Below are 23,289 nucleotides of genomic sequence, written 5' to 3' on the forward strand. Positions count from 1 at the left end.
CGTCTCAAATTAAGTTTGCGGCGGTTTTTTTATGAATTGAAAAGTTTCTTCAATTTTAAAGCTATTGTTAACTAAAATAATGACCTACAGTTAAATGATTTAAAATATATGCTGTATCTTTCCTCTCCTAAAATAAAAATTAAACCATGAAATTCAAAAAACTACTATTTGCAACCTTTCTACTATTTGGGATTGGGGTTTATGCCCAACAAACTTTTCCGCCAGATGAGGTTATCGTCGGTACTTTTATAGGAAAAACCATTCCTTTAAGAGATTACGCAATTCAAGAAGAAAATCACGATCAGAGTATTAAAGAAATCAAGTTAGTCTCCAATAGATCCCGATACAATCCGCAGGTAAATTCGAACGCATTGCCAAATGGAATTGAACAAAACGTTCAAAAAGGTTTTGGCGAAATCCAAACGCGCGCCATTGAACAGAATTTTATTGGCGCTTCTTCCTCTGAATCTGGCTTTGTACCGCCAGATCCAACAGGGGCTGCAGGACCAAATCATTATGTTCATTCTGTAAATTCCATTGTGAAAATTTTCAGTAAAACAGGCACGCTGTTAGTTGGTCCTGTTGCTTTGGGAACTTTCTTGGGAATCAGTTCAAATTCAGGAGACCCGATAGTTATGTATGACCAACTTGCAGACCGCTGGTTTGTAAGTGAGTTTGGTTCTTTGAACAATTCGTTGGCTATTGGCGTTTCTGAAACCAACGACCCAACAGGGGCTTATAATGTATATCAATATAGTTTTGGAAGTTTCCCAGATTATCCACATTACAGTGTTTGGCATGATGCTTATTATCTCACCGCAAACATAGGAACTACCAATAAAGTTTATGCGGTGGAAAGAGATGTAATGCTCGCTGGAGGTGCAAGCCCAAAAATTGTTGGATTTCCTCTTCCTGGAAGCACTCAAAACACAAACACCGTTTTGAGCCCTGAGCCCGCAAATCTTTTGGGAACAAACTTTCCAGCAAATGCACCGGGTTATGTAACCTATCTTCAAGACGATGGATGGTCGGGCGTAAGCTTTGACCATTTGAAAGTTTGGGAAATAGACTTGGATTGGACTAATACGGGCAATTCAACCATTTCTGCACCTTTGGAAATTCCAACAGATCCGTTTAACTCTGTGTTTGCCCCATTTGGCTCTGGTGATGTTCAACAACCGGGAACTGGTCAAAAAATTGATATGATTGGGGGTGTAATTTCCTATGCCGCAAACTACCGCAGTTTTGCAGGACACAACAGTTGGGTCATTACATTTAATACAGATATAGACAATAACGATACCTCAGGTATTAGATGGATTGAATTGCGAAATGATGCTTCCAATCCATGGTCCATATTTCAGGAAGGAACGTACGCTCCCGCTGATGGAAATAGCCGTTTTATGGGAAGTGCTGGAATGGATGCCGCAGGAAACATAGGCTTGGCTTTTAACGTTGCCAGCGGAACGCTCCAAGCGGCCATTCGCTATACAGGCAGATTTGATGGAGATCCTTTGGGACAAATGACCGTTGCTGAAACCGAGATTGTTCCAGGTGCCGGAGTGCAAACATTTACAAATAGATTTGGAGATTATTCACACCTTACTATGGATCCTGATAACTTCACTTTCTGGCATACTGCAGAATATTTTTCTTCAAATAACAACTGGAGAACACAGATTGCAGCTTTCACACTTTCAGGAGGTTTTGCAAAAGATGTTGGGGTTAATGCCTTAATCCAACCCGTGAATGGTCTGTTGACCAATGCTGAAACAGTTGAGGTAAGCATCCGAAACTTTGGAACCGCCTCTCAGAGCAATATTCCTTTAGAACTTCGCGTGGACGGAAATTTAATGGCTTCTGAAACTTTTTCAGGTACTGTTACAGCTGGTTCAACTGCGACTTATACATTCGCACAAACTGTTGATTTATCTACTTCTGGACAAACGTATTCTATTGAAGTTAGAACAAATTTATCTGGAGATGAATTTCCAGCAAACGATCCTTTTACAAAGGATATTACCAACCTTTTGGCAAACGACGTAGGTGCAATAGAAATTACGGCGCCTATTTCTGGCTCTGGCTTGGGCAACGAAACTATTATTGCGACAATTAAAAATTTCGGTGCTGCTTCACAATCAAACTTTAATGTACAATATGTAATTGATGGTGGTACGGCTGTGGTTGAAACATTTACTGGACCTATTGCTTCTGAACAGGAAATGACCTATAGTTTTACCCAAACCGCAGATTTTTCTACTTTGGGAACTTACAATGTTACTGTATCAACTTCTTTAGGAGGAGATGGCAATTCATCTAACGATGCAGTTTCAACCGTAATTGAAAATATTTTGTGCCAACCTAGTATGGATTGCTCTTTTGGAGATGGTTTCCAATTAGTTTCAATAGCAGAAATCAATAATCCATCCGGTTGCGAAGGATACGGCGATTTTACAAACCTTATAGCCAATTTGGCTCCGGATAGCACTAACGACCTTACTGTGACTACCGGCTATGGAGATCAATTTGTAAAAGTTTGGATTGATTTCAATGACGACTCCATCTTCACAGCAAATGAGGTTGTTGTAAATAACGTAGTGATTGCACCTGGTCAAGGTTCAGGAACCTACACTGTGACTATGGATTTAGTGGTACCAGCAGGCGCAGCAATAGGGCCACACCGTATGCGCGCCAAAACCAATTGGGATGGCCCAGTGCCAAATGATGCATGTGAAGAAACCAATTTTGGAGAAACTGAAGATTACACTGCAAACATTGGCACACTCGGCGTAGATGATTTTTCCGTGCGGAATGGTAATTTGATTATCACTTCAGAAGGAAACAAACAGTACGAAGTTTCACTTACAACAGCTTATGACGGTGCCGCCTATTTAGCGATTTACAATATGTTAGGTCAACAGCTTAAAGTGAAAATGATCGATAAATTAGGCGATTCTTATAAAGCCAGACTCGATATGAGTGAAGCGGCAAGCGGAGTTTATATTGTGAGAGTAGGTGGAAAAGATACAAAATCATTTAAAACGGGAAGAATTATTGTTGAATAAATTCTTTAGTTGAAATTAATAAGTTAAATTAAAAAAGAGCGGGCAAACACCCGCTCTTTTCTATTTTCCAATAAACTGATTCTTATTTTTTCTGAAGCAAAGAAATATAAAAACCATCAAATCCGCTTTTGCTTGGCATTATTTTTTCTTCACTCAACAGTGTGAAATCTTTTCCTTCTTCTCTACTTAAAAAACCTTTTACTTGCAATTCGTTTTCCGAAGGAAGTATAGAGCAAGTAGCATAAACCAATTGTCCACCCGGCTTTACCATTCGTGAATAACTATCTAGCAGCTCTTTTTGTGTGGCGCGAATTTTATCAAGAAACTCAGGTTGTAATTTCCATTTTGCATCAGGATTTCGTCTTAAAACCCCTAAACCAGAGCAAGGCGCGTCAATTAAAACTTTATCTGCTTTATCGATTAATTTTTTTATCACTTTCGTGGAATCAATCACACGGGTTTCAATATTAAAAATATCGTTTCTGCGGGCACGACGTTTTAGCTCGTTCAGCTTGTTTTCGTAGATATCCATTGCAATTAGTTGGCCCTTATTTTCCATCATTGTAGCAATATGAAGACTTTTTCCTCCTGCTCCAGCGCAAGCATCAATTACGCGCATTCCAGGTTTTGCATCGAGTATTTCTGCAACTTTCTGTGAAGAGGCGTCTTGTACCTCAAACAAACCATTCTTAAAGGCATCGGTCGTGAAAACGTTGCCGCGTTCTTTTAGTTTCAAGGCATCGGGGTATCCTTTTAAAATCTCTGTTTCAATTTCTAAATCTGCCAATTCATTTTGAAGTTTTTCAACGGTAGTTTTTAAAGTATTTACACGTAAAACTACATCGGCCTGCTGGTTTAGGGCAGCAATTTCCTTATCCCATTTTTTACCCAATTCTTTTTGGCCCAATTCATCCAACCAATCAGGAATGGATTCTCGATACTTTCGGATTTTTGAAAGCTCGTCAAATTTTCCTTTAATTCTGCGAGTTGGTGTATCCTCAAATTGTTTCCATTCTGGGATTGCAATTCCGTTCAAAGTTGCCCAAACAGTAAATAATCTAAAAAGATTTGGACGGTCAAAGGGTTCACGCACTTCGGCGATTTCAGAATACAAGCGCTTCCAACGCACAATATCATAAGTTGTTTCTGCAATAAAACCACGGTCGCGAGCGCCCCATCGCTTGTCGCGTTTCAAGGTGTTTTTTAATACTTTGTCTGCTTGCTTATTTTCATTGAAAATTAAGTCAAGTGAATCTATTGTGGCGAATACTAAGTTTCGGTGTAATTTCATTATTAAATTTAATTGACTGCAAAGGTATCACAATACCTATAAATACTTTTGATTACTTTTGGCAAAAATAAACTCTATGCGCTTTGTCCTCATCTTTCTAGCTGTTTTTGTATTTATTTCCTGCGAAAATAAAACTGAAATTGAATTTAATTCAGTTGAAATCACTCCCGTTTTTATAGATAGTTTAAGCATCCGCGCGATGCAGCCTTTGGATGAAAACAGAGTGTGGTTTGCTGCAGATAAAGGAAAAGTGGGTTTGATTGATGGTGATACTCCAAAACTTGCAATTATAAAATACGGCGATTCACTACTTCATTTTCGTTCCATTGCGAGCACGAAAGAAGCTGTATTTGTGTTGAGCATCTCCAATCCAGCGGTTTTGTATAAAATAGGTTTCAACGGAAGTGAAGCCACTAACATTGAAGAGGTTTATAACGAAAAAGGTGATAATGTTTTCTACGATTCAATGAAATTTTGGAACGAAAACGAAGGCATCGCCATTGGCGACCCTGTTGAAAACTGCATGTCGATAATCATAACTCGCGATGGGGGAAATACGTGGGAAAAATTACCGTGCGAAAACCTTCCGAAAGTTGAAAAAGGCGAAGCAGCCTTTGCAGCAAGTAATTCTAACATTGCTATTTTCGGCGATAATGCTTGGGTAGCGACTGGTGGAAGAAAATCGCGTGTAATGCACACTGCTGATAAAGGAAAAACTTGGAAGATTTTTGATACACCAATCATTCAAGGTAAAGCGATGACGGGCATTTTCAGTATTGATTTTAGAGATGAAAACAACGGAATCATCTTCGGTGGAAACTGGGAAGACAAACCTTTTAACGAGGGAAACAAAGCTATAACCCAAAACGGAGGTAAAACATGGAAATTGATTGCAAATGGCAAAAAACCAGGTTATTGCTCTTCGGCAAAATATGTTCCGGGAACTGAAGGGCAGGGGATTGTAGCCGTTAGTTTACTGGGGATTTCTTTTAGCGGTGACGGCGGTAAAAACTGGAAAGAACTCTCAAAAGAAGGCTTTTTCGCTATTGAATTTGTGAATGACAGTGTTGCTTTTGCCTCGGGAAATAATAGGATTTCGAAATTGATTTTTAGAAAGTGATTATTCTTCAGAAAGTATTATTTCCGGATTATCGTTCTTCGGCAATAAAACTTGCAATAAAATTGCAATTCCCATAACAATAGCACAACCCACTAAATTCAGCCACAGATAAGGCATTAGGTCAATATACCAAAAATAAATAATGATTATCTGCGTGATTAGTGCAGCGATAAAAACAGCTTTACTATGAACGTACTTTATAAAAAACGCAAGCAGAAAAATTCCCAGAACATTTCCGTAGAAAATGGAACCGATAATGTTTACGAGCTGAATAAGATTATCGAATAAATGTGCAGTACAAGCTACAAAAATTGCTATGATTCCCCATAAAAGCGTAAACCCTCGCGAAGCTGCCACGTAATGTTTGTCCCTTTTCCCTGGTACGTTTCGTTTGTAAAGGTCAATAGTTGTTGTGCTGCCCAAAGCATTCAATTCTGAAGCGGTTGAGGACATTGCCGCACTTAAAATTACCGCCAAAAGCAAACCTATCAATCCGCGTGGAAGGTTGGTTAATATGAAATGTATAAAAACATAATCTTTATCGTTGGTTTCGGCGCTGGGATTTGCCTTTTTTATTAACGCAACAGATTGTTCGCGCAATTTATTTTCAGAAGTGTTCAGCTGTTTTATTTCTTGAACATAATTTTGTTTTTCCAATTCACTTTCAGCCTTGGAATAGCTTATTTGTGTTGCGGCCAGTTGTTTATCAATGGCTTCTTTCTTTACTTCCAAAGCCTTGTATTCACCAGCATATACGGATTTCTTGACGTCTTTTACGGCAGAAGGGTTAAAGTGAAGCGGGGAGCTGTTAAACTGATAAAAAACAAAAACCATAATTCCCACTAGCAGGATGAAGAACTGCATCGGTACTTTCAGCAGACCATTCATTATTAAACCCATTTGGCTCTGTTTCACACTTCTTCCAGAAAGATAGCGTTGCACTTGGCTTTGGTCTGTTCCAAAGTAGGAGAGGGCTAAAAATGTTCCACCTATAATTCCACTCCAAAAGGTATAACGGTTATCAAAATCGAAGGAAAAATCGAGTATATCCATTTTACCGTTGGCACCAGCGATTTCAAGTGCTTTGGAAAATGTTATGTCTAATGGCAGATAATTCAGAATTAAAAGAAAAGCAATCAGCATTCCGAAGAAAATAACCGCCATTTGTTGTTTTTGGGTAACGCTCACAGCCTTTGTGCCACCACTTACGGTATAAATAATTACGAGTACGCCGATGATGATATTCAAATAAATTAAATTCCAACCAAGTACTGCTGAAAGTATGATGGAAGGTGCAAAAATTGTAATCCCGCAAGCTAGCCCGCGTTGGATTAAAAATAAAATAGCAGTAAGTGTTCGTGTTTTTTTATCGAAACGACTTTCTAGATATTCGTATGCCGTATAAACATTGAGTTTATGATAAATTGGAATAAATACCAAGCAAATTATTACCATTGCAATCGGCAACCCAAAATAGAACTGTACAAAGCCCATCCCGTCGTGAAAGGCCTGCCCGGGCGTGGAAAGAAATGTAATAGCACTGGCTTGAGTCGCCATAACGCTCACCCCAATAGTCCACCAATGCGCCGTATTGCCGCCTTTTAAGTAATCGCCCACATCTTTTTGTTGACGCGATTTCCACGTGCCATAAAGCACAATAAAAAGAAGCGTCCCAATTAAAACAATCCAGTCAATCTGTTGCATCTAGGCGTAATTTTGCATTAGTAAATAAAACAGATAGATATAGACGGCATTGAGCAGGAGCACTATGGTGTAGCTCCATTTCCAGACGAATTTTTGTTTTTCTTTGGTCACGTTTTGAGAATTATTTTCCGATTGAAAGCATATTTGCAAACAATCTGTAAGCTCCGGGAACGCCTGCTGGAAGTTCACGGAAAAAGCTCAATCCAGTATAAATATAATACCCTTTTCCGTATTTGGCTACAAGAAGCGAGCCTTTTGTTGGAGCTTCCCCTTTGTCGTGCATTCCGAGTATTGGAGTGAACTCCTTTGCCCATTCATCGGGAAAATATAAACCGCGTTCCTGTACCCAACCTTCGAAGTCTTTTTGAGTGATTTTATTGGGCGTATTTAGTAGTGGGTTTTCAGGCGAAAGTATTTTTACTTCTGAAAACTCATCAGTCACTCGGTCGCGTGAAAGTTTTAGATTGTAAGGTGCAAGATTTTCAGTGATTAAACCACGGTTAGTATTGTACTGCACAATCATTGTTCCACCGTTTTCAATATATTTATTTAGGATAGGTTGTGTAAAAGCAAGTTCGGATACTGTATTGTAAGCCCGAATTCCAACCACAATTGCATCAAAATTTTGAAGATTTTCTTCTGAAATTGTTGCTGGGTCAATCGTTGAAACCGAATAGCCAATCTGTTTCAAACTTTCAGGAATGGCATCACCCGCACCGTTTATGTACCCAATATTCTGACCTTTTTTCTGAATATCAATTTTAGCAACTTTCGCTTCCGAAGGCAATAAAACACTTTGATACGGAATGTGTTCGTAATCGATGGTAACCAATTCTTTATTAAAAATCTTTCCGTCAGCGCTTACTATTGTTTTTAAATAGCCTTCGCTTTGTCCCTTTGGTGGCGTTACCGTGAAGCTGAAGGTTTTAGTTTCACCGTTTCTTTCAAGTTGAAAGGCTTGCTGCGCTGGCTCCACTTTCCAGCCATCCGGATGTTGGAGGCTTACATTTCCTGATATGCTATCTTTTCCAGCACGGACGATTACCGAAACAATTTCAGCTTCTTCACTTGCAAAAATCAAAACTTTTTCAGGAATGGAAGCGGTAACTTCGGGCAGTACTTCCAGAGGACGATATACTTCACCTTTTACGGGATCATTGAATTTGTAAACTATGGTTTTTGTGAAAGGAATTATAGTATTGCCAAATCGTAGTTCAAAGATCAATTGCTCCAACGGCGGAGTTTCGGGTAAACCAATAAGTTCCTCGGGCGCAGCGTACATTCCAACGGTCCCTTTCTCATTTAACCAATACGGAGAAGAGTAGGGTGGGTTGCTATTTCCAGCATCAACAGTTATTTCAATGTTTTTCTTGTCATTAAAAGGAAGTATTGCTGATGTATTCCAAAGAACTTTTCCTTCAGAATTTTTTACGGATTGTAAAACAACATCACTTTCCCCGCGGTTGATGGCTTCAATATTTACTTTAAAATTTTCGTTCGGATTAATCGAATTTGCTTCGGATGCGACTTCAATAAAGATACCGCCGCAATCTAAAATGAGTTGATTAAGTTGTTCAAGTTTAATTTTTCGCCAGTGTGTATCTTTCAAACTTGAAACAAGTGGATACGCTTTCAGCAACTGCGGAAGCATTTTTGAGGGGTTTTTAAAGTTGAAATTTTCTTCCAATGGATTCAGAATCGCTCCTATATCATTTCCACCTTCAAGTCGGGACCAATTGGTATTTATGCCTTCAAAAAGATTGTTTTCTGAAGGTTTGCTTCCTTTCAACAATTCCAAATATTCAGTTTCAGTTCCGCGGGAACCAGTACTGCCAAACCCTTGTGATTTATGCATACTACGGCTTAAGGAAGCTATTTCGCCATTTGATAATCCGAGGTCAGAGAAGTAGTTTCCAGTTTCGACGGAAACCAGCTTAGATTTGTCAGCTTTTTCAAACTTTTCTTGGCTACCATAAAACCACCACGAAGTATTAAAAAACAAACGCTGCGGCTTCCAAACACCAAATTTTTTGGCAGATTTCGGGAATTTTGAAGCATTGTCAACCATATCAAAAGCCTCAACGCTTAGCATAGCTGAAGCGGTGTGATGGCCGTGTGTGCTACCTGGGCTACGATGGTCAAAACGGTTAACAATAATATCGGGCTTAAATTTTCGGATTGTCATCACCACATCGCTAAGCACATCATCTTTTGTCCAAAACTCAAAGGTTTCATCTGGGTTTTTACTGTAACCGAAATCGTTAGCGCGGGTAAAAAATTGTTGCCCGCCATCGGTTTTTCGGGCAGCCACCAGTTCCTGTGTTCGGATTACTCCCAAAAGCTCGCGGAGTTCAGGACCAATTAAGTTTTGTCCGCCGTCTCCCCGCGTAACGGAAAGATAGGCAGTATTTGCATGCACATCGTTCACCAAATATGAAATGAGTCGCGTATTTTCATCATCGGGATGTGCGGCTATAAAAAGTACTGAACCCACAAAATTCAATTTTTGAAGATCGTGATAAATTTCGGAAGCAGCAGGTTTTTTGGGAGCTTGTGCGGTGGCAACTATAGTAAAAAATAAAAATAGAAGTCGGAAGAAAAATGGTTTATGCATAAAATTATGGTGCTGATTTATTCGAAACCCTTCAAAGATACTTATTTGTAAAAATTAATCGTGGGGCAGTTCTTCCTTATTTTTATCAAGTTCGTGTTGGTGCTCATAAAATTCTTCTGTTTTAATGATACTCACGCCTTTTTGCATCATCATACTATTAGGGTAGGTAACAATTTCATTGTTTGCGGTGTGAAGAATAATATGAAAGGTTTTAATGTCTTCAATAATACCTTCGCAAGGCATTTCTTTATCGTGAATTTTTATATAATCACCAATTTTATACGGAAAAGTGAAAAACATAATCACGCCACTTGTAATGTTGCTGAGTATGGACCATTGTGCAAAAAAAGCGATGCCTATTACCGCAAAAACGGAAGACATTACAAGCCCCAGGTTTCTAAAATCTACTCCCCAAATAAGTATCAAGCCAAAAACAATCAAGAAGAAAGTTGCGAAATCTACATGTTTCATAATAAGTCCTGTGCGGTGTTCAAGCCTTTCTATTTTTTTCGCAAAGTTGCGCACAGTTTTCTTAAGCATCATTCTTATTAGAAGCAATACCAAAATCAATACGCCAGATTCGATGAGTTGTAGGGAGTATTCTTGTATATTCATGTTTTTTAATTCAATTGAAGTGAATCGCGCAAGTATAGGTGCTCATTTCCATTTTTGGACCAATAATCGCTTTTTATTCTTTTTAATTTTGTAGCTGTAGTTTTCAATCGCAGGGTGTCGTTCTGGCCTGCGGCGTTTACTTCTTCCCATTTTTCAATTTCATATGGAAAAGTACTATGAAAAAAGAGCATCAATTGACGCTGCAAATCGGGATAATTTAAGGTGTAAATGGTTATGGAATCGCCCTGTTTCAAACTTGCGAAAGCATTGTGTTCCTTAATTTCTTTGTGTTTAAGACGTAAATATTCAAAAGAAGGGATAATCATAACATCACCCGTGGGTAACTCTTCAGGATTGATTCTGATAAGATTCCAAAGTTCATTTTCCAAATAGGTTTTGGGCAAGGAGAGTTTTTGATCTGCTTCGCCTTGAAAATAGGAGTGGGACTCTATTTCGAAATTCTCACGATTGTTCAATTGCATATACACTTGACCGCACCATTCCTGTACACTGTTTGTAAGTTTTAACGCATGCTCTTTTTCAGAAATTGGACTGAAAGTGCTCGTCATTATGGAATAGGGGTAAATACCAGTGTTGAAATTCTTCATTTGGTTCAACTTCAAAACTGAAATATTTTCTTTGGAAGCACTGTTCGCTTTTACCTGTGCGTCCGGTAGAAAATCTTCTGACACAAAGATGTTAACGGCTGTTCCTTCACGGATTTCGCCGTAACGTTCCTGCATTAAACTATAGGAAGTGATTTCGGCAGTTCCGTTGTACCAATACTCTTTAAATTCTTTTGAAACAACTCTCGGAGTGATGTTTTTAGCCCCTTCTTTTATAGTCGGATCCTTTTGTGTATCACTTTTTTCTTCGGAAGAATTACATCCGTTTAGCACAATTAAAAAAGCAAGAAGTGGAAAAAGTCTGAAAAAGTTCATTATTCGAGGAATTTTATTCAAAAATACCACAAATTCAACGGTTGGCAATCTGGCTTAACGTTTTATAAACAAGTCGCGTGGGTAGCCCCATTACATTAAAATAACAGCCCTCAATTTTTTCGATGCCGATGTAACCGATCCATTCCTGAATGCCATAACCTCCGGCTTTGTCAAAAGGTCTATAGTTTTTTATGTAGAAATCAATTTCTTCTTCAGAAAGTGGTTTGAACCAAACTTTTGTTACATCGTGGACTATTTTTTGAAACCCTTTTGAAGTAAAACAAACAGAAGTAATAACCTCGTGCATTTCTCCGCTCAAGAGCTGAAGCATTTTTCTTGCTTCGTCATAATTTTTTGGTTTTCCGAGGGCTTTTTCATCTTTCCAAACAATTGTATCGCTGGTAATTAGGATATCATTTTCGCTTAGATCAACAAAAACTGATGCCTTAAGTTGAGAGAGGTAATCGGTGATTTCTGAATGGTTTAATTCAATAGAATAAGTTTCTTCAATTTCTTTTACCTGAATAGTAAAGTCTAAATTTAATTCCCTAAAAAAGTCTTGCCTCCTCGGCGAACCTGAAGCTAAGATGATGTTGTAGTCAATTAGTTTTTTGCGAAGCATATATTAAGAAATTGTAAGTGAAAATAGCGGAATGGAACATATACCTAAAAACATAATGATTTTTAAGAGTTTCGAAAGAAATCCATATTCTTTCATTGTAGCAGCGTCCCAAGATTTTATGCAGAAATAAAGTAGGGGCGCAACAATTGCAAAAAGGAAATACAACATTAAAATTTGCTGGTTGTACAAATGCTCATACATATAAAACACAACGCCCAAAACCATAAAGCCTCCTAAAGAAAATACTATTGCCGTTGTTCTCTTTCTGCCTAAAGCGATAGCCAAGGTGTTCATTCCTCCTTTTTTGTCGCCGTTTATGTCTTGCAGATCTTTCACTATTTCACGGATTAAATTAATGCAAAAGGCAAACAAAGCATAAAACAAAACAATTTTAAAAACTGCTGATTGTGTAGTTTGGTTTTGTAGCGTAATCGCCGGAAGTAAATCGAAAAGTGGCACTATTATCAAACTCATAGCCACCAAAGTTGAAATCAGTAAATTTCCAATAAGCGGCATGCCTTTTAAATAGGAGGCATACAAATAGAGTAAGGCGGAAAATATGATGAATAGAGCAGCAAACCCTGGTTTTCCTATGCTGTTGGCAAGATAAAAACCTATTCCAACACCAATTACATTTAGAAAAATAAAAAGCAGATTGGCATTTGATTCAGAAATCTTTTTGCCGATTAATACTTTATTCGGTTTGTTGATTTTGTCAATTTCCACATCGTAAATATCATTGATAATATTTCCCGCGGCCGCAATACAAAGTGTTGCTATAACAAGCAATGAGAAGCTGAAGGTATTTAAAACCGTTTCAGCACTAAAAGGTTGGAATAGTCCGTATTTAATAAAAACCTGTGTCAAAGCTATGAAGAGCAGGTTTTGATAGCGGATGAGGTTTAGGTAGTTCAAGTTTTTTTGGTAGGAATTAAGATTTAATCATATTTGGCACTCAGGCCTTTGGTTGTCATCCACTTTCCCTGTACTTTCAGCACTTGTTCAATCACATCGCGAACGCAGCCTTTGCCACCATTTTTGTGTGAAACGTATTTTGAAATAGCCTTAATTTCCTGCACGGCATCTTGCGGACAGGTGGGAAGGCCAACTTCCTGCATAATTTCAAAATCGGGCAAATCGTCGCCCATATAAAGTGTGTTTTCGCATTTTAAGTTATTTGTTTTTAAATAATCTTCCAAGATTTTGGTTTTATGGTGGGCACCCAAAAAGATGTCTTTTATTCCCAAATTTTGAAGTCGCACTCGCACCCCTTCGTTTGTTCCCCCAGAAATAATACAAACGTGAAAACCCTGTTCTACAGCAGTTTTAAGACCGTAGCCGTCTTTTATATTCATGGTTCGGTACATTTCGCCCTGGGTATTAACTTGAATTGTTCCATCTGTTAGTACACCGTCAACATCAAAGATGAATGTGGTAATCTGGTTTAGATATTCTTTATAGCTTTTTTCCATAATTTTGCTTTAGTTCTTCCGTAAACAATTCATAAAGTTTCAAATACGGACTATCGACCAACAAATGTAAATGTTTTTCAATGGTTTTTTTATCGTTTCGTTTTGCGGGACCAGTTTGCGCTTGTTGTGGTGAAAGGCTTTCTATTTTTGAAGCGGTTTCCGCAATTAGTGGTTTAAGCAAGTCAAACGGCAAATTTTCATCTTTTAAAATCTCACTGCCAATTTCATATAAATGATTGACAAAATTATTAACAAATACTGCTGCCAGATGTAGTTTCGCTCTTTTTTCCGAAGAAATTTCAACCACTTTTCCTGAAATAGTTTCACCCAGTTTACGAAGTACTTCCAAATCGTTTGGGTTTTCGGCTTCTATGCAAATAGGAATATCTTTAAAATCCACTTCGCGATGTTTTGAAAAAGTTTGCAATGGATAAAAAATACCACGCCGGTTTTTTGAAGAAAGTACGTCCATTGCAGCACCGCCAGAAGTATGAACCACTAATTTATCTTGAAAGTACAAGGTTTCAGAAAAACTAGAAATAGCATCATCTGGAATTCCGATAATGTAAACGTCGGCATCTTTAATTTTTGAAATATCATCTGTAAAAGGAATGTTATCAAAAGGCGAAATCATCTTAATATAATTTCTATTAAAAACCTGATTTACAGTAACTTTTGGCGTGTTGTGTAAGACAGTAAACAAATTACTGTTAACGTTTCCGAATCCTAAAAAAACCACATTTATCATTGTGCGAAGTTAGCATTTATTAATTTTTTCAACGGAACACTTTGTGTTTAATGAGTTTTAATTCACCGTCCTGCTCCAGTTGCTTTATAGCACGGATCACTGTTTCAACACGCTGTCCGGTTAAATCTGCAATTTGCTGACGGGTCAGTTCCACTTGAAAAAGTTCTTCGGAGCCATATTTGCTTTTTAAAAAATCGATCAATGTAAGAATACGGTGTTCTGGCGGATGTACGGAGATTTCTTTTAGAATCGTAGCTTTATAATAGAGCCGTTTTGCGAGGGCTTTGGTGAACTTTAAATTTACTTCGGGATTTTTGGTAAGCAGTTCAAACAATTTAGTTTTGCTTAACTTGTAAAGCGCTGTTGGTTTTACAGCAGATGCAGAGGCGGGGTATTTAAAATCGCCGAGCAAAGGTGGCTCTCCAAAACTTTCACCATCATAAAAAATTCCTTGTACAAATTCCTTTCCCTGTTCATTCAAATTGAACATTTTTACTTCCCCAGTTTTAATCTGAAAATAGAAACCCGCACGTTTTCCTTCAGAGAGAATTACTTCAGAAGCTTCCCTGTTTTCAAGGGTTGCGCCGTACTCCAACAATAAATTTTCTGGAATCATTGGTTTATGATTTGCCTCATAAAATAAGACATGGTTCGGATTGTAAATTTACACCTTCTAAAAAACAAAACAATATTATTATGAAGTCATTATCTATAAAATCATTGCAGCAAGAATTTGAATACGATTATTATATGTACGTTCCATTATCTATCGTTTTGAACAGTTGTATCGGCTCTATTGCCGCTATGACCATTTTGGCACAAGGAACCTCATTGATTTCTGGGATTGAACTGACGCTTTGTGTTTCGCTTTGTATGGGCTATAATGCGGTTTTGCTTGCTGGTTCAAACAGAAAGTTTGCGTTCTGGTTATTGACAGTAAGTTTAGTAGTTAATATCTTATTGATTTTGATAACTTTGCTATAAAAAATGATCAAAATGAAAATTGAATCCCGTGAAGAAGTGTCTTTGCTGGTTAGAACGTTCTATTCAAAAGTGAGAAAAGACGAACTTCTTGGGCCTATTTTCAATGGAATTATCACCGATTGGGAGATTCACTTGGAATTGCTTACCGATTTCTGGGAAACCAACCTTTTCTTTAAGCGAAAATACATCGGAAACCCTATGCACACCCACATTGAAGTAGATAAAAAAGTTGGCGGCACTATTAACGAACTTCACTTTGGCACTTGGATTAATCTATGGCATGAAACCATTGACGAACTTTTTGAAGGCGAAACGGCCAATGTTGCAAAAAACCGTGCCCGAAATATGGGAACCTTCATTCATCTGAATATTTTCAACGCCCGAAATCAAGACGCGGAAAAGTGAGAATAGTTATCAGATTTCAGTAGTCTAAATGGGCGCAATTCATTATTTTTACGCCAAAATTTCCTGTAATGCAAAAAAAGATTGCTTCCGTTCTTTTCTCTACCCGTTTAACAGCCGTTTTATTTATCGTTTTTGCAGTCGCTATGGCAGCAGGAACCTTTTTGGACGCAGATTCACAAAGTCCGCCAACGCCCTACACAAGAGAGCTTATATACAATGCTTGGTGGTTTGAAGCCATTATGTTGCTTTTCGTCATCAATTTTGTGGGGAACATTTTCCGCTACAATCTTCACAAACGCGAAATGTGGGCATCGTTAACGCTCCATTTGGCCTTTATTTTGGTTATTATTGGTGCTTTTGTTACCCGTTATATTGGTTTTGAAGGTATAATGCATATTCGCGAAGGACAGACTGAAAATTCTATCCTCTCAGACCAAACCTATTTGGATGTTTTTATTGATGGCGATTATATAGTGGATGGCGTAGCGCAGCGCAGAAAACTGAAGCCAAAAAAACTTAGGCTTTCCGAAAAGCTAAATAACAACTTCACTATCAACACAGATTACAACGGCCAAGCTGTTAGCATTAAATTCAAAAACTTTATCAAAGGGGCCAAAGAAGGGTTAACGAAATCTGAAAATGGCGAGGACTACCTTAAAATAGTGGAATCTGGTGATGGCGAGCGACATGATCACTGGGTGAAAGTTGGTGAGGTTTCCGATATTCACAACATACTTTTCGCAATAAACAAACCTACTGATGGCGCAATAAACATTACCTATTCCGAAGATGGAAACTATACTATTTCCAGTCCTTTTGAAGGAAACTTTATGCGAATGGCAGACCAAGTTCAAGGTGATGTAGCTGCAGATAGTGTTCAACCATTTAATTTGCGTTCGCTTTACCGAATGGCCGGCATTTCTTTCGTAGTCCCAGACCCGATTACCAATGGGAAATTTGGCATTGTTAAAGCAGAGGCTGGCGAACCCGCCAACCAAGACGCTTTGATTTTGGAAGTCTCTTCAAAGGAAGAAACCCAAATAGTAGAACTCCTTGGTGGAAAAGGTACGGCAATCAGTCCCACCGAAGCCGAAATAGCAGGTTTGAAGGTTTATTTGGGCTATGGTTCTGAAAGTATGGATCTGCCTTTCAGCATCACATTGAATGATTTTATTGCTGAAAAATATCCTGGAACCGAAAAAGGCTACTCTTCCTTTAAAAGTAAAGTAACAGTTATACAGCCTGACAAAACTCATTTTGATGCAGATATTTTTATGAACAACGTCTTAGATCATCAAGGTTATCGTTTTTTCCAGTCGGGCTTTGACCCAGACGAAGGTGGAACAATTCTTTCAGTAAACCACGACTGGTGGGGAACTTGGATAACCTACATTGGTTATTTTCTGCTATATATTGGATTGATGGGAATTCTATTTTTTAAAGGTAGCCGTTTTAAAAATCTAGAAAAAATTCTCAACCGTATCAAGAAAAAGAAAGCTAAGATGACATTGTTGCTGATGTTCTTCCTTTCCCTTTCGGGAATGGCCCAACAGGCCAAAGAACCAGCGCATACTACGGTTCCAAAACAACAGATAGATTCGTTGATAAAAGCGAATGCTGTTAGCAAAGAACACGCAGCAAAGTTTGGGCATTTGATAATTCAGGACAATGGCCGGATGAAGCCTATCAACACTTTTGCAAGCGAGCTTTTGCGAAAAATAAGTCGCAGCGATAATTACGAAGGCTTGGATGCGAATCAGGTTTTTATTTCGATGACTGAATTTCCAAGACTCTGGGTTGAAGTTCCTTTAATATACCTAAAACGAGGCAATGATAGTATCCGACACGTTGCTGGTGTGCCTGAAGGACAGAAAGACATCGCACTATTAGATCTTTTTGACGAAAAAGGAAACTATAAGCTGGAGCCTTATTTGGAAGCAGCTACCCGTACTACAAACCCTAACCAGTTTCAAAAGGATTTTATTAAGGCACACGAAAATTTTTCACTTTTGAATGCCGCCTTAAGTGGAAGTATTTTAAAAATATTTCCGATCCCAGAAGATTTAGGCAACAAGTGGGTTTCGTTCCCAGAGTTGGGCGATGCGAATTTGAAGGGAATGGATTCGCTCTATGCCAAAAACATTCTTCCGCTATACTTTGACAGCTTGAAGAAAGCACGCGAGACTGATGATTATACACAGGCTAATGAGTTTTTGGAAAGCATTACTAACTTTCAGAAAAAGTATGGTAGTGAAGTGATGCCTTCGGAAAACAAACTTCGGGCCGAAACCATTTACAACAAAGTCGACATCTTTAACCGACTTTACAAATATTTCGCTGTATTTGGCATTTTGATGTTTGTCTTTATCATAGCACAACTCTTCAAGGATCGAAAGATATTGAGAGTTCTCATAAAAAGTTCAAAAGTTTTAATGTGGGTTTTCTTTGCATTAATGACGCTTGGTTTGGCACTGCGTTGGTATGTAAGCGGTCACGCGCCTTGGAGTGATGCATATGAATCGGTGGTTTATGTGGCCTGGGCAACGGTTTTCTTTGGCCTCTCTTTTGGGCGTAAAAGTGATTTGACCACGGCCTCAACAGCTTTTGTGGGCGCAATTATCCTATGGGTGGCGCATGAAAATTGGTTGGATCCATCCATTGCGAACCTACAGCCTGTTTTAGATAGCTATTGGTTGATGATCCACGTAGCGGTAATCGTTATGAGCTACGGACCTTTTACCCTCGGAATGATTTTGGCTGTAACCTCACTTTTCCTGATGATTTTCACTACCAAGGACAATTATAAAAACATGGAAATTAACATCAGTGAACTGACTGTTGTTACTGAAATGGCTTTGACCGCTGGTTTGGTATTGCTCACCATCGGAAACTTTTTGGGCGGACAATGGGCCAACGAGAGTTGGGGCCGTTACTGGGGCTGGGACCCAAAGGAAACCTGGGCACTTATAAGCATTATGGTTTATGCTTTTGTAATTCACGCACGATTAGTTCCAGGATTACGCGGACGTTGGACATTTAACGTTTTTGCGCTTTTTGCCTATGCTTCTATTATGATGACCTATTTTGGAGTTAATTTCTATTTAAGCGGCCTACATTCATATGCCAGCGGTGATGCTCCTGCTACTCCAACTTTTGTTTGGTGGATAACTTTGTTTGCAGTGATTCTTAGTATTGTATCGTATTTCAGGTATAAGAAGTTTTATGGGAAGAAAAAGAAGAAATTGAAAACATAAAATTAAAAACCACGAATTCACGAATATTTTAAATTTATATTCGTGAATTCGGGGTCAAATAAATCGACAATCTAAAATCTTTTAGACCATATCCTCCGGCTTAACCCATTCATCAAACTCTTCCGCAGTTACATAACCAAGGTTTACAGCTTCTTCTTTTAGAGTAGTTCCGTTTTTGTGTGCGGTGTTTGCTATTTCAGCAGCTTTGTAATACCCAATTTTTGGGTTCAAGGCGGTAACGAGCATCAAACTGTTGTTCAATTGTTTTTTGATTACTTCGTAATTTGGTTCAATGCCTTGGGCGCAGTGAACATCGAAAGAAACACAAGCGTCACCAATCAATTGTGCAGACTGAAGGAAGTTTGCAGCCATCACAGGCTTGAAAACGTTCAATTCAAACTGGCCTTGCATTCCACCAACAGTAATGGCCATATCGTTCCCAATAACTTGCGCACTAACCATTGTTAATGCTTCACACTGTGTTGGGTTTACTTTCCCAGGCATAATTGAGGAGCCTGGCTCGTTTGCTGGAATATTGATCTCGCCAATTCCACTTCTTGGACCGCTGGAAAGCATTCGAACGTCGTTCGCAATTTTATTCAGTGAAACAGCTAACTGTTTTAAAGCACCGTGCGATTCTACAAAAGCATCGTGAGCGGCAAGTGCTTCGAATTTATTTTTTGCGGTTACAAAGGGTAATTGGGTAAACTTTGCAATGTATTCTGCAACTTTAACATCGTAGCCTTTTGGGGTGTTTAAACCAGTTCCAACTGCGGTTCCGCCCAAAGCGAGTTCCGCCAAATGTGGAAGTGTATTTTTTAATGCGTTGATACCATATTCCAATTGTGCAGCATAACCGCTAAATTCCTGCCCAAGGGTTAGGGGAGTGGCGTCCATAAAATGGGTGCGGCCTATTTTTACAACACCTTTAAAATCTTTAGCTTTTTTGGAAAGCGTTTTCTGAAGTTGTTCAACGCCGGGAAGGGTAGTTTCAATCAGTTTTTTATATGCTGCAATGTGCATTCCCGTTGGGAAAGTATCGTTAGATGACTGCGATTTGTTTACATCATCATTCGGTTGAAGTGTTTTATCGCCTTCGCCAATGGTCTTTCCAGACATTTGATGGGCGCGGTTTGCTATCACTTCGTTTACGTTCATATTACTTTGGGTGCCACTTCCGGTTTGCCAAATTACCAATGGAAACTGATCATCATGTTTTCCTTCTAAAATTTCATCACACACTTTTGCAATCAGATCTCTTTTTTCTTCGGCAAGAACGCCGAGTTCACAGTTGGTGTATGCCGCAGCTTTCTTCAAATAGGCAAAACCATAAATTATTTCCAAAGGCATGGAAGCTTTCGGTCCAATTTTAAAATTTTCAAACGAACGCTCTGTTTGTGCGCCCCAAAGTTTATCGGCGGGTACTTTTACCTCGCCCATGGTGTCTTTTTCAATTCTGTATTGCATTTTGAATGAATTTATTGTGAATTATATTGAATTCCTTAGCCAAGGTTTAGGAAATTTTTGAAACTCCTTCGCTAAAGCTTCGGAGCTCGAGGGCAAAGGTAAGGAAAAGCCAAAAGTTGTTCAACCCGCTCAGCTGTTTATTTGTTGTGAATAAATCAGATCGTTTTGTTGTCGTTTTTCAAAAAAACCTTTTATCTTTGGGGCATCAATTTAAAAACGTTACACCATGTTTACATTTGAACAATATTTAGGATTTCTTGCTTTTTTAACCATACTTACTATGGGCTTTTGGTTAATGATATTCTTGGTGAGCATTCTTCCATACTGGATAGGCGGTTCACTTTATGAGAACTGGAAAATGAAACGTGCGGAAAAGAAAAACAAAGAATTGAAATAATTTTTTTTTTTAAAAGATATAAAAAAAGGGAGCCAATTTGGTTCCCTTTTTTATTTGCAATCAATCACAGTTTAGCCTTCAAAACCACCATCGTCAACACCTCCGCCTCTGTCTGGACGTTGACGCTGTTTCTTTTGGTTAAAACGATAGGTGAAGGTGAGTGTTACTTGGCGCTGTCTCCATTGGAATTCGCTTTCACTGGTAAAATAATCTGTCGTGGTTAGGCTATTCCTTTTTCGTGTGTTGAACAAATCACTTACGTTCAACCCCAAGGTACCGTTATCGTCCATTATATCTTTGCTCATGGCCATATCTACCGAAAGAATTCCATCAGATTCAGTTTGAGAATTGTTTGAAGGTCCTCTGTAAAAAGCATTGGTCTGCCATTCAATTTTTGCAGGAAGTTTTACTTTGCTGCTAAAACGACCAAAATAGCTTGTATTCTCTGCTCCGTAATCTATATCGTTATAAAATCCTTCAGTTTTAAACAGGAAATAGTTAAAGCTGCCATTAAGATTAAGCCATTTGGTAGGATTGTAAAGCAAACCTAACTCAAAACCATAACGTTCGTTAGTAGAAAGATTAATAGGTAACGTACGAATAACTGGAATACCGTTGCTGGTTAATTCGCCGGTTTCTTGTTGTACTCTTTCAAATGCATCGGTTTCATGCTGGTAGTAAATAGAAGTGGTCAAGGTGAGTTTTTTCCAACGTTTTAAATAACCCAAATCAAATGCGCTGGCATATGCTGGATCCAAACCAGGGTTACCCTGAAATACGTTTGCTTCACTTGAACGTGAAGGGAAAGGGTTTATAAACCAGTGACGGGGTCTGTTGATTCGTCTGTTGTAGCCTAATGTAATGTTTTCGTTTTCTTTTAATTCAAAAGTAAGATTCACCGTTGGAAATAAGCCAGTGTAGTTTTTATCGAAATTTAAATTTAAAGGAGTGTCTTCTGAAACATTTTCGGCATCTACTTTGCCTTTTAATTGGGTGTTTTCAACGCGAAGTCCAAGTAGGAAAGAGAAGTCTCCAAATTTATTTCCGTATTGTGAATAAAAGGCGTGGACGTTTTCATCATATGTGAAAATATTGGAAAGACTATCATTTTTCACAAAATTACCAGTGGTTCCCATTTCCTGAAGTAAAGTATAATCTGTTTTGGTCTCTTCAAGATTACCGCGATAACCTGCCTCAAACTGTGCGTTTTCACCAATGGGCAACACATAATCTACTTGTGCTAAATATTCCTTTTGGTTTTCTTTACTTATGATATCTTCCGCAGGAAGAACTTCAAAATTTGGCAGTGTTCTTTGTTGGATAATTAACGATCGCTCTCTGTCTTTACCGCGATCATATTGAAGATCGGCAGTTAATTTATGACCCTTTTCATTAAAGTTGTTTACATAGTTTAATGAAAACTGATAGTTGGAATCATCCTCATCCTGATTCTCGACTCTTGTAATTTGCTCTTCAACAGTATTGTTGTTATAGTTTGAAGTATTGTTGGTTGTTTCGTCATTACCATCGCCTTTGCGATAAAAACCACTTGCGGTAATTGAAGATTCATCACTTAAGAAATATTCAATACCCAAATTTGTATTGAAACCTTTCCCCATTCTGTTATATTTTCTATTTTCAATAACTTGATCAAATTGTGGATCTATCATTATAGGATCTCCATTATCGTCCAATACAGGGTCGCCATTATCGTCCAAGAGGGGACGTGAAAAATATTTGTTGTTAAAATAGGCTTTACCTGGACTATTTCTATAATATACGCCCGTGGTATTGAAAATGTTGAATTTGTCCGTGCGCAAGTTTATATTTCCTGAAGCACTGCTGTTTAGCGGTACGCCTATACTCGTGCTAATAGAGCCGTTGAGACCGAGCGTTTTTTCTTTTTTAAGAATAATATTCAAAATACCGGCAGTTCCTTCGGCGTCGTAACGGGCGGAAGGTGATGTAATTACTTCAACTCTTTCAATGGCTTCGGCTGGAAGCTGTCGCAGTGCATCGGTTGAACCAAAACCTGCAATTGCAGAAGGTTTTCCGTTAATAAGTATTTTAACGTTATCATTTCCGCGAAGCGCAATTGTGCCATCCACATCAACCGTTACGGATGGAACGTTATTCAATGCGTCGCTCACTGTTGCGCCACCCGCAGTAAGATCTTTACCAATATTATATATCTTTTTATCGAGTCTAATTTGGACTTCGGTATTTTCAGCACGCACCACAACTTCATCCAAACTAGCGGCATCCAAAGCCAATCTCACATCTGGAAGGGTTGTATTCTTTGTCAAATTTTGGTTTGGAACCTCTTTGGATTTATAGGAAATAAACTCATATTTCACGGTGTAAACCCCGGCAGGTATATCAATGCTGTATTTACCTTCAATATCGGTTATCCCGCCAGTAACGGTCTTTCCTTGTTTGTTAATAAAAGAAACCGTAGAGTATTCCAACGGATAGTTGGTGCCCACTTCAAGTATGGTTCCTTTTACGGTAATTTGTTTTTTTTCAGGGTTTTGCGCTAACAGAATTGTTGTTGCAAATAAGAACAGGAGCGAGAGTGATAACTTCATTA

Annotated in this window: 18 protein-coding genes; 6 read left to right on the top strand and 12 right to left on the bottom strand. The window is 38.5% G+C overall.

The window, feature by feature from the left end; all coding sequences use genetic code 11:
* Window positions 1–146: 146 nt before the first annotated feature.
* Window positions 147–3,065 (top strand): GEVED domain-containing protein, encoded by a 2,919-nt coding sequence (locus ESU54_RS07625; protein ID WP_111844673.1) that lies wholly within the window; start codon window positions 147–149, stop codon window positions 3,063–3,065.
* Between the two features lie 82 nt (window positions 3,066–3,147).
* Here ESU54_RS07625 and ESU54_RS07630 read toward each other — a convergent pair whose 3' ends face one another.
* Window positions 3,148–4,356, bottom strand: a complete 1,209-nt coding sequence (locus ESU54_RS07630; protein ID WP_111844674.1) for an RsmB/NOP family class I SAM-dependent RNA methyltransferase — start codon at window positions 4,354–4,356, stop codon at window positions 3,148–3,150.
* A gap of 76 nt (window positions 4,357–4,432) precedes the next feature.
* On the opposite strand from ESU54_RS07630, the gene ESU54_RS07635 reads away from it, so the two are divergent.
* Window positions 4,433–5,476 (top strand): WD40/YVTN/BNR-like repeat-containing protein, encoded by a 1,044-nt coding sequence (locus ESU54_RS07635; protein ID WP_111844675.1) that lies wholly within the window; start codon window positions 4,433–4,435, stop codon window positions 5,474–5,476.
* Here ESU54_RS07635 and ESU54_RS07640 read toward each other — a convergent pair whose 3' ends face one another.
* From ESU54_RS07640 to ESU54_RS07680, 9 genes are all read right to left on the bottom strand, one after another.
* Window positions 5,477–7,180, bottom strand: a complete 1,704-nt coding sequence (locus tag ESU54_RS07640) for a sodium:solute symporter (RefSeq protein WP_111844676.1) — start codon at window positions 7,178–7,180, stop codon at window positions 5,477–5,479.
* Window positions 7,181–7,301: 121 nt separating this feature from the next.
* Window positions 7,302–9,794: a PIG-L family deacetylase gene (locus ESU54_RS07645; protein ID WP_111844677.1), complete on the bottom strand. Its 2,493-nt coding sequence runs from the start codon at window positions 9,792–9,794 to the stop codon at window positions 7,302–7,304.
* A 54-nt stretch (window positions 9,795–9,848) separates the two neighbouring features.
* Window positions 9,849–10,409 carry a mechanosensitive ion channel domain-containing protein gene (locus ESU54_RS07650; protein ID WP_111844678.1) on the bottom strand — a complete coding sequence of 187 codons (561 nt, stop codon included), beginning with the start codon at window positions 10,407–10,409 and terminating at the stop codon, window positions 9,849–9,851.
* Window positions 10,410–10,414: 5 nt separating this feature from the next.
* A complete protein-coding gene (locus tag ESU54_RS07655; RefSeq protein WP_111844679.1) occupies window positions 10,415–11,350 on the bottom strand; it encodes a septum formation inhibitor Maf in 936 nt (311 codons plus the stop codon).
* A gap of 34 nt (window positions 11,351–11,384) precedes the next feature.
* Window positions 11,385–11,972 carry a Maf family nucleotide pyrophosphatase gene (locus tag ESU54_RS07660; RefSeq protein WP_111844680.1) on the bottom strand — a complete coding sequence of 196 codons (588 nt, stop codon included), beginning with the start codon at window positions 11,970–11,972 and terminating at the stop codon, window positions 11,385–11,387.
* Between the two features lie 3 nt (window positions 11,973–11,975).
* Window positions 11,976–12,887 (bottom strand): geranylgeranylglycerol-phosphate geranylgeranyltransferase, encoded by a 912-nt coding sequence (locus ESU54_RS07665; protein ID WP_111844681.1) that lies wholly within the window; start codon window positions 12,885–12,887, stop codon window positions 11,976–11,978.
* A gap of 23 nt (window positions 12,888–12,910) precedes the next feature.
* Window positions 12,911–13,444, bottom strand: a complete 534-nt coding sequence (locus tag ESU54_RS07670; protein ID WP_111844682.1) for a KdsC family phosphatase — start codon at window positions 13,442–13,444, stop codon at window positions 12,911–12,913.
* Window positions 13,428–14,192 (bottom strand): Rossmann-like and DUF2520 domain-containing protein, encoded by a 765-nt coding sequence (locus ESU54_RS07675; RefSeq protein ID WP_111844683.1) that lies wholly within the window; start codon window positions 14,190–14,192, stop codon window positions 13,428–13,430. Before ESU54_RS07675 ends, ESU54_RS07670 begins: the two co-directional genes overlap by 17 nt.
* 28 nt (window positions 14,193–14,220) lie before the next feature.
* On the bottom strand, window positions 14,221–14,808 hold the full coding sequence (locus tag ESU54_RS07680) for a Crp/Fnr family transcriptional regulator (RefSeq protein ID WP_111844684.1): 588 nt from the start codon (window positions 14,806–14,808) through the stop codon (window positions 14,221–14,223).
* Between the two features lie 80 nt (window positions 14,809–14,888).
* Between ESU54_RS07680 and ESU54_RS07685 the strand changes: the two genes are divergently transcribed.
* The 3 genes from ESU54_RS07685 to ccsA all read left to right on the top strand — a co-directional run bounded on the left by ESU54_RS07685 (window position 14,889) and on the right by ccsA (window position 18,835).
* A complete protein-coding gene (locus ESU54_RS07685; protein WP_235004583.1) occupies window positions 14,889–15,176 on the top strand; it encodes a hypothetical protein in 288 nt (95 codons plus the stop codon).
* Between the two features lie 3 nt (window positions 15,177–15,179).
* Window positions 15,180–15,581: a group III truncated hemoglobin gene (locus ESU54_RS07690; RefSeq protein WP_111844685.1), complete on the top strand. Its 402-nt coding sequence runs from the start codon at window positions 15,180–15,182 to the stop codon at window positions 15,579–15,581.
* A gap of 68 nt (window positions 15,582–15,649) precedes the next feature.
* Complete coding sequence (ccsA, locus tag ESU54_RS07695; protein ID WP_111844686.1) at window positions 15,650–18,835, top strand: cytochrome c biogenesis protein CcsA; 3,186 nt, start codon at window positions 15,650–15,652, stop codon at window positions 18,833–18,835.
* Between the two features lie 81 nt (window positions 18,836–18,916).
* On the opposite strand, the gene fumC is transcribed toward ccsA, so the two are convergent.
* Window positions 18,917–20,302 carry a class II fumarate hydratase gene (gene fumC / locus ESU54_RS07700; protein WP_111844687.1) on the bottom strand — a complete coding sequence of 462 codons (1,386 nt, stop codon included), beginning with the start codon at window positions 20,300–20,302 and terminating at the stop codon, window positions 18,917–18,919.
* A gap of 226 nt (window positions 20,303–20,528) precedes the next feature.
* Between fumC and ESU54_RS17820 the strand changes: the two genes are divergently transcribed.
* Window positions 20,529–20,699, top strand: coding sequence for a hypothetical protein (locus tag ESU54_RS17820; protein ID WP_170253267.1), 171 nt, complete (start codon window positions 20,529–20,531; stop codon window positions 20,697–20,699).
* 71 nt (window positions 20,700–20,770) lie between these two features.
* On the opposite strand, the gene ESU54_RS07705 is transcribed toward ESU54_RS17820, so the two are convergent.
* Window positions 20,771–23,287: an outer membrane beta-barrel family protein gene (locus ESU54_RS07705; protein ID WP_111844688.1), complete on the bottom strand. Its 2,517-nt coding sequence runs from the start codon at window positions 23,285–23,287 to the stop codon at window positions 20,771–20,773.
* Window positions 23,288–23,289 lie beyond the last annotated feature (2 nt).

It is taken from the genome of Aequorivita antarctica, assembly GCF_007997155.1.
In the GTDB taxonomy this organism is placed as follows: domain Bacteria; phylum Bacteroidota; class Bacteroidia; order Flavobacteriales; family Flavobacteriaceae; genus Aequorivita; species Aequorivita antarctica.

Bases quoted from the DNA above. Each gene is read 5' to 3' on its own strand.
- ESU54_RS07625 (WP_111844673.1), top strand. From the start codon at position 147: ATGAAATTCAAAAAACTACTATTTGCAACCTTTCTACTATTTGGGATT.
- ESU54_RS07630 (WP_111844674.1), bottom strand. From the start codon at position 4,356: ATGAAATTACACCGAAACTTAGTATTCGCCACAATAGATTCACTTGAC.
- ESU54_RS07635 (WP_111844675.1), top strand. From the start codon at position 4,433: ATGCGCTTTGTCCTCATCTTTCTAGCTGTTTTTGTATTTATTTCCTGC.
- ESU54_RS07640 (WP_111844676.1), bottom strand. From the start codon at position 7,180: ATGCAACAGATTGACTGGATTGTTTTAATTGGGACGCTTCTTTTTATT.
- ESU54_RS07645 (WP_111844677.1), bottom strand. From the start codon at position 9,794: ATGCATAAACCATTTTTCTTCCGACTTCTATTTTTATTTTTTACTATA.
- ESU54_RS07650 (WP_111844678.1), bottom strand. From the start codon at position 10,409: ATGAATATACAAGAATACTCCCTACAACTCATCGAATCTGGCGTATTG.
- ESU54_RS07655 (WP_111844679.1), bottom strand. From the start codon at position 11,350: ATGAACTTTTTCAGACTTTTTCCACTTCTTGCTTTTTTAATTGTGCTA.
- ESU54_RS07660 (WP_111844680.1), bottom strand. From the start codon at position 11,972: ATGCTTCGCAAAAAACTAATTGACTACAACATCATCTTAGCTTCAGGT.
- ESU54_RS07670 (WP_111844682.1), bottom strand. From the start codon at position 13,444: ATGGAAAAAAGCTATAAAGAATATCTAAACCAGATTACCACATTCATC.
- ESU54_RS07675 (WP_111844683.1), bottom strand. From the start codon at position 14,192: ATGATAAATGTGGTTTTTTTAGGATTCGGAAACGTTAACAGTAATTTG.
- ESU54_RS07680 (WP_111844684.1), bottom strand. From the start codon at position 14,808: ATGATTCCAGAAAATTTATTGTTGGAGTACGGCGCAACCCTTGAAAAC.
- ESU54_RS07685 (WP_235004583.1), top strand. From the start codon at position 14,889: ATGAAGTCATTATCTATAAAATCATTGCAGCAAGAATTTGAATACGAT.
- ESU54_RS07690 (WP_111844685.1), top strand. From the start codon at position 15,180: ATGATCAAAATGAAAATTGAATCCCGTGAAGAAGTGTCTTTGCTGGTT.
- ccsA (WP_111844686.1), top strand. From the start codon at position 15,650: ATGCAAAAAAAGATTGCTTCCGTTCTTTTCTCTACCCGTTTAACAGCC.
- fumC (WP_111844687.1), bottom strand. From the start codon at position 20,302: ATGCAATACAGAATTGAAAAAGACACCATGGGCGAGGTAAAAGTACCC.
- ESU54_RS17820 (WP_170253267.1), top strand. From the start codon at position 20,529: ATGTTTACATTTGAACAATATTTAGGATTTCTTGCTTTTTTAACCATA.
- ESU54_RS07705 (WP_111844688.1), bottom strand. From the start codon at position 23,287: ATGAAGTTATCACTCTCGCTCCTGTTCTTATTTGCAACAACAATTCTG.